Annotated in this window: 13 protein-coding genes; 2 read left to right on the top strand and 11 right to left on the bottom strand. The window is 64.0% G+C overall.

The annotated features are described in order from the left end of the window. Positions 1 to 6: 6 nt before the first annotated feature. From A4U64_RS27610 to A4U64_RS03690, 6 genes are read right to left on the bottom strand one after another with little or no spacing between them, the layout of a single operon-like run. Entirely contained in the window at positions 7 to 1191 is a 1185-nt protein-coding gene (locus A4U64_RS27610) for a glycosyltransferase family 4 protein (RefSeq protein ID WP_082120276.1), read from the bottom strand. Then, positions 1188 to 2687, bottom strand: a complete 1500-nt coding sequence (locus A4U64_RS03710) for an O-antigen polymerase (RefSeq protein ID WP_157127566.1) — start codon at positions 2685 to 2687, stop codon at positions 1188 to 1190. The genes A4U64_RS27610 and A4U64_RS03710 overlap by 4 nt, the downstream gene beginning before the upstream one ends. Next, positions 2687 to 3820, bottom strand: coding sequence for a glycosyltransferase (locus A4U64_RS03705; protein WP_144415043.1), 1134 nt, complete (start codon positions 3818 to 3820; stop codon positions 2687 to 2689). The genes A4U64_RS03710 and A4U64_RS03705 overlap by 1 nt, the downstream gene beginning before the upstream one ends. Next, on the bottom strand, positions 3817 to 4971 hold the full coding sequence (locus A4U64_RS03700; protein WP_050035766.1) for a glycosyltransferase: 1155 nt from the start codon (positions 4969 to 4971) through the stop codon (positions 3817 to 3819). The genes A4U64_RS03705 and A4U64_RS03700 overlap by 4 nt, the downstream gene beginning before the upstream one ends. Positions 4972 to 5007: 36 nt before the next feature. After that, positions 5008 to 6336, bottom strand: a complete 1329-nt coding sequence (locus tag A4U64_RS03695; RefSeq protein ID WP_050036421.1) for a UDP-glucose dehydrogenase family protein — start codon at positions 6334 to 6336, stop codon at positions 5008 to 5010. Positions 6337 to 6375: 39 nt separating this feature from the next. Continuing rightward, positions 6376 to 7917: a sugar transferase gene (locus tag A4U64_RS03690; RefSeq protein ID WP_231772548.1), complete on the bottom strand. Its 1542-nt coding sequence runs from the start codon at positions 7915 to 7917 to the stop codon at positions 6376 to 6378. 803 nt (positions 7918 to 8720) lie between these two features. Here A4U64_RS03690 and A4U64_RS03685 point away from each other — a divergent pair. Then, the gene (locus tag A4U64_RS03685) at positions 8721 to 9665 is read left to right on the top strand and encodes a UTP--glucose-1-phosphate uridylyltransferase (protein WP_050035767.1); all 945 of its coding nucleotides are present in this window, start codon (positions 8721 to 8723) and stop codon (positions 9663 to 9665) included. A gap of 31 nt (positions 9666 to 9696) precedes the next feature. On the opposite strand, the gene A4U64_RS03680 is transcribed toward A4U64_RS03685, so the two are convergent. The 4 genes from A4U64_RS03680 to A4U64_RS03665 form a co-directional block, all read right to left on the bottom strand. After that, the gene (locus A4U64_RS03680; protein WP_043797029.1) at positions 9697 to 11016 is read right to left on the bottom strand and encodes a UDP-glucose dehydrogenase family protein; all 1320 of its coding nucleotides are present in this window, start codon (positions 11014 to 11016) and stop codon (positions 9697 to 9699) included. 93 nt (positions 11017 to 11109) lie between these two features. Beyond that, entirely contained in the window at positions 11110 to 12357 is a 1248-nt protein-coding gene (gene manA, locus A4U64_RS03675; RefSeq protein ID WP_050035770.1) for a mannose-6-phosphate isomerase, class I, read from the bottom strand. A gap of 42 nt (positions 12358 to 12399) precedes the next feature. Further along, positions 12400 to 13479, bottom strand: a complete 1080-nt coding sequence (locus A4U64_RS03670) for a sugar phosphate nucleotidyltransferase (RefSeq protein WP_050035771.1) — start codon at positions 13477 to 13479, stop codon at positions 12400 to 12402. 117 nt (positions 13480 to 13596) lie between these two features. Beyond that, positions 13597 to 14244 carry a hypothetical protein gene (locus tag A4U64_RS03665; protein ID WP_043797025.1) on the bottom strand — a complete coding sequence of 216 codons (648 nt, stop codon included), beginning with the start codon at positions 14242 to 14244 and terminating at the stop codon, positions 13597 to 13599. A gap of 259 nt (positions 14245 to 14503) precedes the next feature. Here A4U64_RS03665 and A4U64_RS28165 point away from each other — a divergent pair, with 259 nt between their 5' ends. Continuing rightward, entirely contained in the window at positions 14504 to 14680 is a 177-nt protein-coding gene (locus A4U64_RS28165; protein ID WP_157127565.1) for a hypothetical protein, read from the top strand. A 61-nt stretch (positions 14681 to 14741) separates the two neighbouring features. On the opposite strand, the gene A4U64_RS03660 is transcribed toward A4U64_RS28165, so the two are convergent. Beyond that, positions 14742 to 14966 (bottom strand): hypothetical protein, encoded by a 225-nt coding sequence (locus A4U64_RS03660; RefSeq protein WP_144415044.1) that lies wholly within the window; start codon positions 14964 to 14966, stop codon positions 14742 to 14744. Positions 14967 to 15214 lie beyond the last annotated feature (248 nt).

Here is a 15214-nt window from a genome sequence, read left to right as displayed (position 1 = left end):
ATCGCGTCATGAGTATGTCCGCTCGGACTCCCTGTCGAGGAAGATGGTTCGATACAGCGCGAGGTAGCGCTCCTTTTCCGTATTTGCGCCGTACTTCTCCCGAACCAGCCTCGCAGCTGCGGCACCCGTCGTCGGTTTCCGAATCGCACGAACGAGGGCATTGGAGATTTCCGAGCTTGTGGGCGTCGAAGCCAAGTAGCCCGTCACCCCTTCAGAGATCTTGTTGGGAATTCCTCCGACGGCGCAGGCGACGATCACCCTGCCGTGCGCCATTGCCTCGAGCGTGGTGAGGCTGCTCCCTTCGAATCGCGATGGCTGGACAAAGAAGTCAGCGTCTGCAAGGGTGCTCCGAACTTCATCGTCCGAGCGGCCTCGCAGGATGCTCAGCGTCACGACCGGTTCGACCCGCGCCTTCGCGACCAACTCATCGGCCATTGCCCCGTCCCCGAAATGGACCCATTCCCACCTCGCCGGCAGGGCCGCACGAACTGCAGGGTTCTTCAACGCGTCCAGAAGAAGATCGTATCCCTTGTTTCTGACGAGCCTGCCCACCGTCACGATCTTGATGTCTTTCCGATCGGGCTCCTGCATCGGATTGACGGTCGACAGCGGCGTGAGGTCTACTGCGTTCACGATACATTCGATGCGGGAGGCGCTGCAGCCGACGTGCCGCGAAATAACCGGCGCAAGAAGTTCATCGGTGGCGATGATCCTGTCGGCGAACCGCCCTTTTCGTGCGAGCCGTCGGAGAAACACCCGGTTGGGTACCCGCTTCAAGGAGAAGCTCCCGAATGCCTCCAGCCCATGGGGATTGACGACAGTACGGGCAGCTGCAAATCGCCCGGACCCGTCGAGGACACCCGCAGCCGCGCCGTGCAGATGCAAGATCTCTCGGTACCGATCCGACAGTGCGATCGAGTCTCGCAATCGCTGGACCCAGAGCCAGTATGCAAGTCCGAAAGTCGGTCCGCCTCCAGTGGAGAGACCGAAGGGCCAGGGCACATCGACGACTTCCACACCCGGCGGGACGATTCCCTGCAAGGTTTCCGCCGCGGTGTAGAGCCGCACGGTGAGTCCCGTTGCAAGCATGCCCTCGATGTGACGAACGGCGGCGCGTTCCATACCCCCTACACCGTCACCAAATGCGATTTTTCTGATGCAGACATTAACGCGCACCGGCTCGTCACTCATCGCTCCGCCACCCTGTTCCTCCTTGCCGCAGCGCGATCGGGCGTTCGGTACACCATGTACCCGATCGTGGCGACCGATCCCATGAAAATGACCTGCGCACCGAGCGGTCCGCGCAGGAAACCGAACATGCAAACAGCAACTAGGACACACATGTGTGCGGACGTCGACAAGGGACGCAGGTAATACGCCAGATCAAGCCTTCCGGAAATGAAACCGAAGGCGATCAGGCCGGCTATGACGCCGATTATCCCAAAATCGATGTAGAACTCCGACCAGATAGGTAGCGACAAATTCTGGAAGGAGTATCCACGCGAGTGGGCCACGTCGATGCTCGCTGGGTTCGCTTTACCCTCCCAGATCGCGCGTGGAACGAAGAAGAGGCCCGCGGAAAGGACGTACTTCCCGAAAGTGTATCCATTCTCGTTTACGAAGTAGATCGAGTTGACTAATTGCTGGTAACCGTCGTAGTCAACAGTGAAGAACGTGTCCGGGAACCCGCGAAACGGGCTCGACTGGACCGATTCTCGCTTGAACCAGGTCGCGAGGGGATACACGAACAACAGACCTACGACGCACAGGAACGTGAAAATTAAGCGCCGCTTTGCGCTGTCGATGCGCACAGCTGCCAGCAGGATCGCCGCGATGGCGCCGAAGGCGATGTAGCGAGAGCTCGAGAACGGGTTGGCCAGCAGGACAACGAGGGAAATCCCCAACACCAGGATGATCAGCGGCCCACCCCTATCACGGCCGGTTTGACGCGCGTACTGGAAGAAGTAGTGCGACGCCGCATACGCGGCGACCAACGCGGCTGCTGCTGGAAGTCTGTTGAGCAGGAAGAGTTGGATGGTGTCGCCGTTCGCAGCGGAGATACCGCTCTCCGCGAACGCGCTTCCGACATCGTCTCGGGTCGCGAATCGGCCTGCCACACCGCCCGTGACAGCAAGCACCGGCAGCGCCAGAATGAGACCGATGGCGAACGGTATCCACATTCGACCGTATCCGGACTTTCCTCTTCCGGCTTCCACCTTCGGCTCAGCCCCACCTCGATCGCACGCCACCGAAGCCGCCCTTCGGCGAGCTATGAACTTGCCCGCCGCGAACGAGAGCAACGCGACCGTGGTGAGCAGCTGAGCCTCCACATAGAACTCGTCCATGAGCGAGTCGGGCCATGGCAGCTGGCGCGCATCGAGCTGCGCGAGTGGGGCCACGCACAGCCACATCAGCGAGAACGACCAGAATGTCAAGGTGATCGGCCCGCTGTCGCGACTTCGGATGCCCCGCGCTATCTGACGCAGGCAGATGAACGCATTAACCAAGCCAACAACGCTGGCTACATTCAGGTCCTGGACAAGGGTGTACCACAAGAAGAGCACACCCCCGAACGGCAGCAAGATGCTGAAGCCTCCGCCGGTTGCCCGGGTGGGGCCCGGTGCCTCTAAGGGTTCCGGGGATGAGACGACCACTCGCGCGCGTTCGACACGATCCAGGATGCTCATCAGGATGTCCCGTCGCCGGCGAGGAGTGCACGAGCTTGCTCGATTCTCCTCGACCACGAGTGACCATGCGCGAACCTCGATGACATCGCGGACTTCTCGACCGTCCAGTTCCGGAGTACGTCTGCCACCTCAGTCGCGAAGTTTTCGCTTTCAGCGATAACTACCCCTTCGGGGTCAGCGGCGACGACACTCTCAATCGGCGTGCAGACTACGGCCATTCCTGCCGCCATGTACTCGTACACTTTCAATGGGAATACGCCGCTCGTATACTCGTTCATGTGGTACGGGATGATTCCGACCTTAGCTCGACCGCAGACAGCGGCAAGTCGGTCGAGCGAGAGCTTTCCCAGATATTCGACGTTCGGATGGGACAACAATTTCTGCAAGCGGCTTTCGTCTGACACGCCGTCGATGCTCACCGGCCCGGCCAACCTCACTTTGATTCCGCGCTGGACAATGTCCTCCACGAGCTGGAAATTGACTTTGGTGGGTGTGAGGTTCCCGGCGAACACGACATGTTCGTCACGATCACACGACGCGGCTGACGAGAACTTCTCCACGTCAGCGACGTTCTCCCAGATCGCAGGACGGCTACCCAGCCCCGTGAGATGATTCGCAACACCCACGCTGCTCGCGATCACGTGGTCTGCTCGCGCAAGCAGTTGCTCCTCTGCGGCGAGCAACGCTTCTCGTGGTACTCCAGGAAGCGTGTGCAACAGGTCCACCGAGTGGTACACCACCGTCGAGTGGAGGTCCTCGAGGCCGTAGGTCAGGGGCGAGAAGGTCCACAGGACAGAGCCCGGGGCCGGATCCAGCTGACGCGCGAGCGTAGCACCGACGAGTCGCCTGTTGATCGCTCGCACAACACCGACGCCGTGGTACGGGATCACTTTCGGCGAGATGATCCGCACGTTCGAAACGGAGATCTCTCCATCGGAGCGCCGCAGACCCCTCCCGACCCGCGACGCGAGCCGCGCAACGTCCGCTTTGGATGCGGTCGGCGCACGCAATCCCATCGACTCGATATACGAGACGTTTGTGTGTTCGGCCAGGCCGACAGCGATGTACTGCTTGTTCGTCCACACCGAACTGTGAAAGTCCGCTGTGGAGAGCACGGTCACGTCAGGAATCAAGATCTACCACCTAGGCTGGACGTGTACGCCGCACTGTCGGGGAGCCGTTCGGGTCCGATCCATTCAGCGATGCTGCCCTTGAATCTGTGGGTATCGAATCGCATCGCCTGCTCGACACTGGCCTGCGGATCACAGGACGCGGCAACAACAGTCGCCTCACGCAACTCCGTGGCGTCGTCGGGATTGCACAAGGCGCCGGTCGTCCCATCGATCACAGTCTCGGACACCCCGCCAATTCGATTCCCTACCACTCGTGCTCCGGCCGCCATCGCCTCGACAGGCATGATTCCGAAATCCTCGACTGCCGTGAACACATAGACCGCACAACGTTGATACAACGCGTACAGTAATTCGTCACTGACTCGACCGAGGAAATAAACTGGAACAGTGGATGTTTCAGCCATCGCTTCCAGACGTCGCCGGTCAGGCCCGTCCCCGGCAACGACGACCGGGGTGTCCGTCAGCCTACCCGCGTCGATCGCCGCCTCGATGTTCTTGTACCGAACAAGTCTCGACGCTGCGAGTACGAAGTCGAGCGGCAAGGCATCCAGCTTCGCCCTATCGCTTGGAACCAGTTCGTCGGCCCAATCCGCCACGGATCGGATCCGCGCGACATCCACGGGAGGATAGATCACCCGCGCGTCGACCTGCCAACACTGCCGAATCCGCTCGGCAACGAACCGACTGTTCGCTGCAAGATCGGCGCCCTCCCGGGCGCGCGCTCGGTCGAGCGAACGGAACAGCGGCGCGACAGCACGCACGGGCATTGAGGAACCCCGTTCGTCCAACTCCGGCACCCACAGGTAGCGGGCGGGCGTATGGACGTACACAAAGCGATCAATGCTCGGTGCATTGGCGAACCGCACGTGGTGCGCAAAGAGATGACTGCTCACCAATGCCCACTCGACGTCGGAGCAACGCCTCGTACGCCAGATCGCCGGCATTATCGGCAGCGACAGTGCTTTGCTCCGGCGCAGCGGGGTCCGGGCAAGTGCGCTCTCGCGGATTCGCGTGGCGCCGAAACGTCCCGGTGCATCATCCCACAAGCAGATGACCGGCGCCGAGGGCATTAGCTCCGCGAAGGCTTTCACCACATTCTCCGCGCCTCCGGTGCGTTCGATCCATTCGTGTACTATCACACCGCGGTTCATATCCTCACACCCCCGTCATCCGTCACACACCGCTGATCACACTCGACCGAGTGCACGGAAGGTCCATCCTGCGTCTCGCCAGGTCTGCGCTTCGAGGCAGTTCCGTCCGTCGATGATGCTGGGCCGGCGGACCGCCGTCCGTAGAGCTTGCGGATCGAGTGCGACGAATTCCTTCCACTCCGTGAGTACGAGCACAAGGTCGGCGTTCACACACGCCTCGATCGCGGACGTCGCGTAGTTGAGTGTCGGGAAGACAGCGCGCGAGTTGTCCATCGCCTTTGGGTCGTACACGTTGACCGAGGCCCCCTGCAGTTGGATCTGGCCCGCGATGCTGAGTGCAGGGGAATCACGGACATCGTCCGAGTCTGGTTTAAATGCAGCACCGAGCACGGCAACGCTCGTGCCCAGCAGGGAGCCTCCGACGGCTTCACGGGCCAGCTCGACCATTCGAGTGCGCCGCCGCATGTTGATGTTGTCCACCTCGCGCAAGAACGTCAGCGCTTCGTCAGCGCCGATCTCGCCCGCTCGCGCCATGAAGGCACGAATGTCCTTGGGCAGACAGCCGCCCCCGAATCCGATTCCGGCATTCAGGAAGCGGCGTCCGATCCGCGCGTCGTAACCGATGGCGTCGGCAAGCACAGAGACGTCCGCACCGGCAGTCTCGCAGACCTCAGCCATCGCGTTGATGAACGAGATCTTTGTTGCCAAGAAGGCATTCGCCGCGGCCTTGACCAGCTCTGCTGTTGCCAGGTCGGTCACGAGGAACGGGGTATTCACACTCAGCAGGCGCGCGTACACCTCTCGCGCCACCTCTTCAGCTCGACCGGGTCGATCGCGGTCTACGCCCAGGACGAGCCGGTCCGGGTGGAGAGTGTCGCGGACGGCGTAGCCCTCGCGCAAGAACTCCGGATTCCAAGCTACGTCGATCTCCACACCGGCCGGCGCAAGCTGTCGGGCCCGGTGCCCAAGGCGTTCGGCTGTCCCGACCGGAACTGTCGACTTGCCGAAAATGACGCTCGCTCGATCTAGGAGCGGTGCCAGCGTCTCGACGACAGCATCGACGTAGGTAAGGTCGGCCGCGTACTCGCCTCGCTTCTGCGGCGTCCCCACGCCAATGAAGTGGACGTCGGCGAAGGCCGCGGCCTCCTCGTACGAAGCGGTGAACCGCAAGCGGCCGTCCTCGATATTCTGTTTGAGGACCTCCTCTAAACCCGGTTCATAGAAGGGCACTTCGCCTGATTCGAGCTTGGCAAGTTTTGAGGCGTCGACGTCGACACCCAGAACCTCATGCCCGAGCTCTGCCATACAGGCAGCGTGTGTCGCCCCCAAGTACCCGGTGCCGAATACAGCAATGCGACAGCTCATGGAGAACACTCCAACTTTCTCTGGAGAAGGACTTCGGAGTCAGTACGCGCCATCGCTCGCGACGACGGCCTTGATGGTCTTGCCGATGATCAGCACATCCGTAACCATCGACCAGTTCTCCACATACGACAGATCGAGCCGGACCGACTCATCCCACGACAGATCCGAACGACCCGACACCTGCCACAGTCCCGTGACACCGGGACGGACCAGCAGACGCCTCTTTACTCGCCCGTCGTAGTTCTCGACCTCGCGACGCAGTGGCGGGCGTGGCCCGACGACGCTCATCTCGCGACGAACAACGTTGATGAACTGCGGAAGTTCGTCGATGCTATAACGACGAATAATTCTGCCGACACGGGTAATTCGCGGGTCTTCGCGCATCTTGAATAGGAGCCCAGCACCCTCATTTCGATCCAGGAGTGTGGCCACCTGCTTGTCTGCGTCGGTCACCATTGACCGGAACTTGATCATGCCGAACGGCTCGCCGTCGAGGCCTATGCGTTCGGAGCGATAGAACACCGAGCCCTTGCTGTCGATCTTGATGGCGATGGCCACGAGAACGAACACGGGGGCCAGGAGCAGGAGAGCTGCGAGGGAGAACAGCAGATCGAATGCGCGCTTTCCGCTGCGCTTGGCGCCGTGGTAGCTGGGCTTCTCCACGTGGATGAGCGGCAGGCCGGCAACGGGCCGCATCTCCATGCGCGGTCCCGATACGTCGACAACGCCGGTGGCGACGACGAGATCCGCCTCGTACGGTTCGAGTTCCCAGACCAAGTCACGGATGCCTTCGTGCCCAAGGGTTTCGGTTGCCGTCACGACCACCGTGTCCGCGCCCGACTCGGCCAGGGCGTCCACAACAGATCGCTCGTCACCGTAGATGGCGATCTGGCTTCCGTCCACCTCGATGCACTCACCCCGAACGCCGGCATACCGCGGAACGCAGACGCCGACGACCCGGTAGCCGTCGGAAGCCTCGCGCTGGAAGGTCCTCGTCATGAGGCGTACCGCGTGCTCACCGCCGACCACGAGAACGGACGTCTGGAACTCACCACGGCTTCGCTTCTGTGCCACGACGCGGCGCCACATCCATCGGCTGAAGATCAGCAGGATGAGCCCGGTCGGCAGAGCGATTGCGAGGTAGCCGCGCGCCAAGTCGAGCTTGAAGACGAGTGAGATGATTGCAATAGCGCCGAAAAGCCTTAACGTTCCGGTAATCACGCGTTGATACTCTTCGTAGCCACTGCCGATGACGCGGCGTGACCGTGTGCGGAAGAGTACGAGCGTCCCGATCCATGCAACTGCGAGGCAGACCGACACGACGGCGTAGTTCTCTTCGCTGAACGATGTGGCCGCGAGTAAATCCGCTTCTCCGAAGCGCACGACGTGCGCAAGGACGACGGCCAGCACGACCATGATGTTGTCGGTCCAGAACAGACGCGTGACGTATGCGCTCTGCCACGACCGTCGGGTGTTGCCGGAGCGGTGTCCGACTAGATAGGGCTCATGCCGTGCCGGCGCATCCCGTGCGGAGTTGACCGTGGCTTGCGCCCGGTCCGACTGACCCACTGCTGCTTTCATTCTGTTCCCTCCCCGAGCCCGATACGGGCGTGGTGCCCATATCGATGCGATCACCTCAGGCGGAACATGCGTATGCCTTCGACGGTATGCGAATACCTCCCCGTACCGCACACATCTCAAACCTGCGCTTGCCCTCGGTAAGGAACATCTTGGGGCATTCGGCAACGACTTGCATCTCGACGGGTACACGACTGGGACTTGCAATCACGCCCCTTGACCAGCGAAGTTTCGCTACTTCTCAGTAACTTCTCAGCAAGTAGCAGGTCAAGCGGTATGTTCCAGCCAGAAGCGTTCCAGCTGTTCGAATGTGGGCGCTTCAGCGTTACGGTGTGAAACATCACATACCAACCGATGCCTCGCCCGGAAATGTGGACAGTTGGACGCACGACCAGTTTGTTCGAACGTGCAGACAGTAGGCGGCATACGTTGATACAGAACCGGTAATTGCCGCGCAAGTTTTCGGATCCCGGGACAGCGGTTCCTATGCATATTCACCGGCATGCCGGTGCAGACCGGAACCGTGCAGGACGTCCGATGCCAACGACATGACTTGACGTGGAGGAACCTTCGATGAACGTTCGGGGGCGTTCTCGTCCACAGCTCCGCCGTCGCATACAAGCGACGACGAATGTCGCGAATCTCGATCGATGAGTCTAAACTCTGCACAATCGCGCATTCCTGCGGAAACTCTCCCACACCGCGACAGTTCGGCGCGTACCTATTCCGACCGACATTCCTGATGGCGCGGGTACGTCCTACCGATGAGTATCCGATTTGCCCCAATCGAGAGACGAGGTGTCGCCATGGGCGAATTGATCGCCGAGAACCCGAGCGTGTACAAGACGGCGGTGGTGCCGGCTGCGGGTATGGGCACGCGGTTTCTCCCCGCAACCAAGACGGTGCCCAAGGAACTCCTGCCCGTCGTGGACACCCCCGGCATCGAACTGGTCGCCTCGGAGGCTGCCGAGTCAGGTGCGGGCCGCCTGGTCATCGTCACCGCGCCGGGCAAGGCCGGCGTTGTCGCGCACTTCGTCGAGGACCTGGTCCTCGAGAATCACCTGGCGGCGAAGGGCAAGCATCACCTGCTCGAAAAGGTGCGCAAGGCACCGAGATTGCTCGACGTCGAATCCGTCGTTCAAGCCGAGCCGCTCGGTCTCGGACATGCGGTTGGTTGCGCTGAGCAGGCCCTCGACGACGACGAGGACGCGATTGCGGTCCTCCTTCCCGACGATCTCGTCCAGCCCTGCGGCGTCCTCGAGGTGATGGCCCGTGTGCGCGCCAAGCGCGGCGGCACCGTCCTGTGCGCCATCGACGTGCCGAAAGCCCAGGTCAGTTCGTACGGCGTCTTCGAGGTCCAGGAGGTGCCCGGCGTCGCGAACCCGGATGTGATGAAGGTGCTCGGCATGGTCGAGAAACCGAAGCTCGAGGACGCGCCGTCCACCCTCGCCGCAGCCGGCCGTTACCTGCTCGACCGCGCGATCTTCGATGCGCTGCGCCGTGTAAAGCCCGGCGTGGGCGGGGAACTGCAGCTCACCGATGCCATCTCGCTGCTGATCGACGAGGGCCACCCCGTACACGTCGTCGTCCACCGCGGCTCGCGGCACGACCTCGGCAATCCCGGCGGTTACCTGCGAGCGTGCGTCGACTCGGCCCTGGCGAGCCCGGAGTACGGCCCGATGCTGCGATCCTGGCTGACGGACCGGCTCAAGCAGATCGATCCGGACGCTGCGACCGGCGCCCTGCAGTAGGACCCGGCCGCCGGCGGACCTGGTTACTCCGTCATCGGCCCATGCCGCGGTAGCGCCAGCCGTGGGAACGCCAGCGCTGCGCGTCGAGGCAGTTGCGCCCGTCCAGAACGGTGCGCGCCCGAACTGCTGCGCTGATCTCCTCCGGATCCAGTTCTTTGAAGTCTTGCCACTCGGTGAGTACCAGTACAGCGTCGGCACCTCGGCATGCCTCGGGGATGTCCGCCGCGTAGGTGAGGGTGGGGAACAGCCGTCGAGAGTTCTCCATTGCTTTCGGATCGAAGACCGTCACCGCTGCTCCCTGCAATTGGAGCTGTCCCGCCACGTTGAGAGCTGGGGAGTCCCGAACGTCATCGGAGTCGGGCTTGAAGGCCGCGCCCAAGACTGCGATCCGGGCGCCCAGGAGCGATCCGCCGCAGGCTTCTTTCGTCATCTCGACCATCGTGGTGCGGCGCCCCATGTTGATGCCGTCCACCTCCCGGAGCAGGTGCAGAACGTTGTTGGCACCAAGCTCGCCGGCCCGCGCCATGAACGCCCGGATATCCTTCGGCAAGCACCCACCTCCGAATCCGAGGCCGGCATTGAGGAATCGCCGCCCGATCCGGGCGTCGTAGCCGAGCGCATCGGCCAGCTCGACCACATCTGCGCCACTCGCTTCGCAGACCTGTGCGACGGCGTTGATGAACGAGATCTTTGTTGCCAAGAATGCGTTCGCAGCAGCCTTCACGAGTTCGGCCGTGGCAATGTTCGTGACCAGGAAGGGCACGCCCTCCGCGATCTGGCACGCGTAGAAGTCACGCAGTGTCGCTTCGGCTCGCCCGCCGCGACTAGGGTCGACCCCGACGACCAGCCGATCCGGGGCGAGAGTGTCCTGTACCGCGTACCCCTCGCGAAGGAACTCGGGGTTCCACGCCACCTCGACGTCGTCGCCGGCCGGTGCGGCGCTCCTGGCACGCTCTGCCAGTTGCTCGGCTGTTCCGACCGGCACCGTCGACTTCCCGACGATCAGCGTCGGACGGGTCAGGAGCGGGGCGAGCGCGTCGACGACCGCATGCAACTGGGACAGATCCGCGGCGAATTCGCCGCTCTTCTGTGGGGTGCCGACACCGATGAAGTGGATGTCCGCAAAGTCTGCCGCCTCGGCGTAGGACGTGGTGAAACGAAGCCGTCCGCATTCGAGGTTTCGTCGCAATACCTCGGAAAGGCCGGGCTCGAAGAAGGGCACCTCCCCTGCCTCCAGCTTCGCGATCTTCCCGGGGTCGATGTCGACGCCCAGGACGTCATGCCCCAGTTCTGCCATACATGCGGCGTGAGTGGCGCCCAGGTATCCCGTGCCGAAGACTGTGCAACGCATTCTCCCAGAGGTACTCAGCGGGCGTGTTCAGCACACCGATGCACGCTGAGTACTGAACCAACAATGTGTGAAGATTTGGCGCTGTCGGCCCACTCAGGTCGACTCCGACGGAACTGGCAGTGTTGCCGCGAACACCGTCGCGTGAGGACTCCTGGCCTGTACAACGAGTTCGGGGTCCGAGCCCGGAACCCACGCCGCTTCCCCCCGCTCGAGGTTCAGTATCTGATCGCTACACCGCAGCTGAGCTGATCCCTCCACGCAGAGCAGGATCCGTGACGCCGGGCCACCGAATGCAGCAGAGGTCGGTCTCGAAGTACCCGATAGATCCAATTCGGCGCGCACCAACTCGAACTCGCGCACCGGCGGTGCGTACAGGCATTCGTCCCTGTCGATGCGTGCACGTACCCATGGCACGTCCACCGATCCGAAGTCGAGCACGCGCAGCAGTTCCGGCACGTCCACGTGCTTGGACGTGAGCCCGCCGCGGAGCACGTTGTCCGAGTTCGCCATGATCTCCACGGCTGTGCCCCGCAGGTATGCGTGGAGGTTGCCCGCCGGCAGGAACAATGCGTCGCCCGGTTCCATGCTCACCCGGTTGAGCAGGAGCGACGCGATGACGCCCGGGTCCTCGGCGTAGGCCCGGCCTAGGTCGAGGGCGGTGCGTGCGGCAACGGTGAACTCGTCGTCCGAGCCGGCCCGCGCCGCCAGGTAGCGCTCGCACCCGGCCAGAACGGCGTCCGTCAACGCGACGAGAGACTTGGTCGGCAGCGTCATCCACGCGGTGAACAGGGCGCGCAGCCCCGTCGCGTCGAGGTGGTCGCCCAACTCCGACGCGTAGGGAGTCAGTTCGGGGACGCTCAGGTCACGAAGGAACTCGACCGTCTCGGTCGGGGCCCGAAAGCCGGCCAGCGCCTCGAAACGGCTCAGCGCCACGACCATCTCGGGCTTGTGGTTGTCGTCCCGATAGTTGCGGTGCGGTGCGCCCAGTGGAATTCCGGCGTCGTTCTCCCGCGCGAACCCCTCCCGAGCCTGCGCCCGGCTCGGATGCGCCTGCAACGAGAGCGGCTGCTCGGCCGCGAGGACTTTCAACAGGAACGGCAGCCGGCCGTCGAATTCTCGGGCACATTCCGATCCGAGCTGGCCTTCGGGATCGCGAGCAATGAGATCGAGCAGCGACACGGTGGTGCCGTCTTCGTCCACCACGGCCGGGGCCGCCGGATGGGCACCGAGCCACAATTCGGCTTCGGGTTCCTCGGTGGGCGCAGGCCGGCCGGTCAGCTCGGCCAGCGCGGTGTGCGAACCCCACGAATAGTTGCGAACGGCCCCGCGAAGCGGATACATCGAGCTCCTCCCCGGAACCGGATCAGCTTGTCCTACATGTCTCTACACGTCGGTGGAGAACCGGACCCCGCCGTCCGGCAGGACGACTCCCGGCCACACCCGCGCGCCGCGTAGCAGTTCACAGCGGGCTCCGACCTCGGCGCCGTCGCCGATCACGGCGTCACGAACCAGAGCACGCGGCCCGATCCGGGCACCGAATCCCACGATCGAGCGCTCCACCACCGCTCCCGCGTCGATGCGTGCGCCGTCGAACACCGCGACTCCGTCGAGCCGGGCTCCGCCACCGACCACGACGTCGCGGCCGACCACGGTTCCGCCGATCAGCATCGCCCCGGGGGCGACGCGGGCTGTCGGGTGTATGCGGGCCTCGCCGCGCTCACCGTCGAGCGCCGGCGACGGCGCAATTCCCCGGACCAGGTCGGCCGAGCCCTTGACGAAGTCGTCCGGCGTCCCCATGTCACGCCAATACGCGGCGTCGACGTGGCCGAACACGCGGGCGCCGTCGACGAGCAGCGCCGGGAATACCTCCCGCTCCACCGAGACGGGACGTCCGGCCGGGATCTTCTCGATCCACTCGCGACGGAAGACGTAGCAGCCGGCGTTGATCTGATCGGTCGGCGGATCCTGTGTCTTCTCCAGGAACGCCGTGACCCGTCCGTCCGCGTCGGTGGGCACGCATCCGAAGGCGCGTGGATCGGCGACGCGCACCAGGTGCAGCGTCACGTCGGCGTGGTTGACCTCGTGCGTGTGCAGGATCTCGCGCAGGTCGCTGCCGCCGAGAACGTCGCCGTTGAACACCATGACGTTGTCGGAGCGCAGGTGGGGCAGCACGTTGCGGATGCCGCCGCCGGTGCCGAGCGGCTCGGTCTCGGTGACGTACTCGATCTCCAGCCCCATGCTCTCGCCGCTACCGAAGTACTCCTCGAATACCTCGGCCTTGAACGACGTACCGAGCACCACGTGGGTGATGCCCGCGCTCCTGATCCGCGCGAGCAGATGCGTCAGAAAGGGCAGTCCCGCCGTGGGCAGCATCGGCTTGGGCGCCGACAGCGTCAGGGGCCGCAGACGCGTTCCCTTGCCTCCCACCAGGACCACCGCATCGGTCGCGGCTCCTCCGCCCATGTCCCTCCCCTATCGAACGCGCGCGCCCGGCGCGACCGTGCGCGAATGCAACTGCCACTCCCGGGAACCACGCGGTGGCGGCATCCCGTGGAGGATGCCGCCTGCGCGTGCCGAAGGTCAGCTCTGCGAGAGGTCCGGCAGCTGATCGCCGAAGAGATCGATCACGAGACCGATCAGCTCTTCGGGGGTGTCGATGACGTCGTCGGTCTCGGGCGCGGCGTCCGCCTGCGGAACGGTCCCCTCCGACTTGGTCGGGGCGGACTGCGCGGCCGGGGCCGCGGGTGCGGGAGCGGCGCCGTCGCCGGCGACGTTCACGACGATCGGGTTCTGGAACGGCGCGCCGGACTTCAGGCCGACGTTGTCCCACTGGGTGCCGGCGGCGTCCTGGCAACCCCAGTACACGTAGTAGGTGCCGGCCGCGATGGGCTGCGGGCCCTGGGAGACGGGCTGGCCGTCCTGGACGAAGGTGATGGCGGAGGTGCTGGTGTTCTCGACGGAGAACTTCGAGCCGGGCGCCTGTGCATCGGCGCGGCCCGACGGATCGGCGGCGTCGAGCCCGCTCTGCTTGGTCGACACGTAGGTCACGCAGGTGACACCGCCGGCGACATCCACCCCGGCGAAGTCGAAATCGACGGTGATCGAGCCGGGCGTGCCCGACGCCCCCACGGACGGGTTACCTGCCGCGGACGCGGTCCCCGGCGCGCACAGCGCCAGCGCTCCCACCCCGACAACGGCCACAGCGGTCTTCTTCAGAACGGATTGCATCAAAGCTCCCTCGAGTACGGCGATTCCGCGAGAAGTCGCGGCGTCCACTTCGACCCCCCGGTCGGAATGTTCCGAAACACCGTAACCCGAGGCGGCCTCACATGCGAGTTGGTCGGTCTGTTTCGAGCGGCGCCGCCCGCGCCTACACGCCGCGCCTCCAATCTGCACTCTCGGTGTCGTTTCAGCGGACTATTCCAGTCCACGTCCGTCGCCGCGGACGAAACGATGGACTCGGTCGGCATCGTTCAGGGTTCGACGGATGGACATCGTCGTGCGCCTGGTGGTCCTGTGGGCAGCGCTGTCGGTGCTGATCGCAGTTGTGGCCGGTGATGCTGTCCGGCTCCGGGAGGAACGGTCCCGCCCGACGCGCGCCGCCGAAGCGCCGGCCGAGCCGACCAAGCCCGAAACGATCGTCCGGACCTCGGTCGGAGTCTGAGCTCGGCAGCAGCGGCTGCGCGCGCCGGGATTGTGCACGAAGCTGCCGCAGCTCCCGGTCCCTACTCGGCCACGGTGAGGCGCGTCGACTCGGCAGCGCCAATCACCGCGCCCGACGTGGGAAGCGGAACGAGCGCGCACTGGCTGGACCCGGACGTGAGGGCACACAGCGCGGCGGGAAGAACGTAAGGAAGCAGATCGGTACTTCCGGTGTCCGCACTTGCGGTGGCCGGCACGGCGACCGTGATCGCGGCACAGCCCAGGATGCCGGCGAGAAGACGCTTCACGAAGACCTCGATTCGAAGAGGAAGGACCTGACGGTCCATTGAATCGGGCAAATCGCCAAAACATTACGTCTGCGAAATAGCGCTGCTCGAGAGATCGGTACCCGCCGTGCGCTCGCCGGGCTCCTATCCGTGCCCGGCTTGGTCCACCGGCGCCGCTGCGGAACGCAGGAAGCCAGCCGGCACGGTGTACTGATCCACGGGACCGATACCGGATAGTCCACGGTGCGGCCCCACCCGCGGTGCTCGGC

The organism is Rhodococcus sp. WB1, from assembly GCF_001700945.1.
Lineage (GTDB): Bacteria > Actinomycetota > Actinomycetes > Mycobacteriales > Mycobacteriaceae > Rhodococcus > Rhodococcus aetherivorans.
The sequence above is the reverse complement of the archived record's forward strand: the minus strand, read 5'-3'. Positions and strand labels throughout refer to the sequence as shown.

Coding starts and splice junctions, on each gene's coding strand:
- manA (WP_050035770.1), bottom strand. CDS start 12,357: ATGTATCCGCTTCGCGGGGCCGTTCGCAACTATTCGTGGGGTTCGCAC.
- A4U64_RS03690 (WP_231772548.1), bottom strand. CDS start 7,917: ATGAAAGCAGCAGTGGGTCAGTCGGACCGGGCGCAAGCCACGGTCAAC.
- A4U64_RS03680 (WP_043797029.1), bottom strand. CDS start 11,016: ATGCGTTGCACAGTCTTCGGCACGGGATACCTGGGCGCCACTCACGCC.
- A4U64_RS03670 (WP_050035771.1), bottom strand. CDS start 13,479: ATGGGCGGAGGAGCCGCGACCGATGCGGTGGTCCTGGTGGGAGGCAAG.
- A4U64_RS03695 (WP_050036421.1), bottom strand. CDS start 6,336: ATGAGCTGTCGCATTGCTGTATTCGGCACCGGGTACTTGGGGGCGACA.
- A4U64_RS03685 (WP_050035767.1), top strand. CDS start 8,721: ATGGGCGAATTGATCGCCGAGAACCCGAGCGTGTACAAGACGGCGGTG.
- A4U64_RS03665 (WP_043797025.1), bottom strand. CDS start 14,244: ATGCAATCCGTTCTGAAGAAGACCGCTGTGGCCGTTGTCGGGGTGGGA.
- A4U64_RS03700 (WP_050035766.1), bottom strand. CDS start 4,971: ATGAACCGCGGTGTGATAGTACACGAATGGATCGAACGCACCGGAGGC.
- A4U64_RS27610 (WP_082120276.1), bottom strand. CDS start 1,191: ATGAGTGACGAGCCGGTGCGCGTTAATGTCTGCATCAGAAAAATCGCA.
- A4U64_RS28165 (WP_157127565.1), top strand. CDS start 14,504: ATGGACATCGTCGTGCGCCTGGTGGTCCTGTGGGCAGCGCTGTCGGTG.
- A4U64_RS03710 (WP_157127566.1), bottom strand. CDS start 2,687: ATGAGCATCCTGGATCGTGTCGAACGCGCGCGAGTGGTCGTCTCATCC.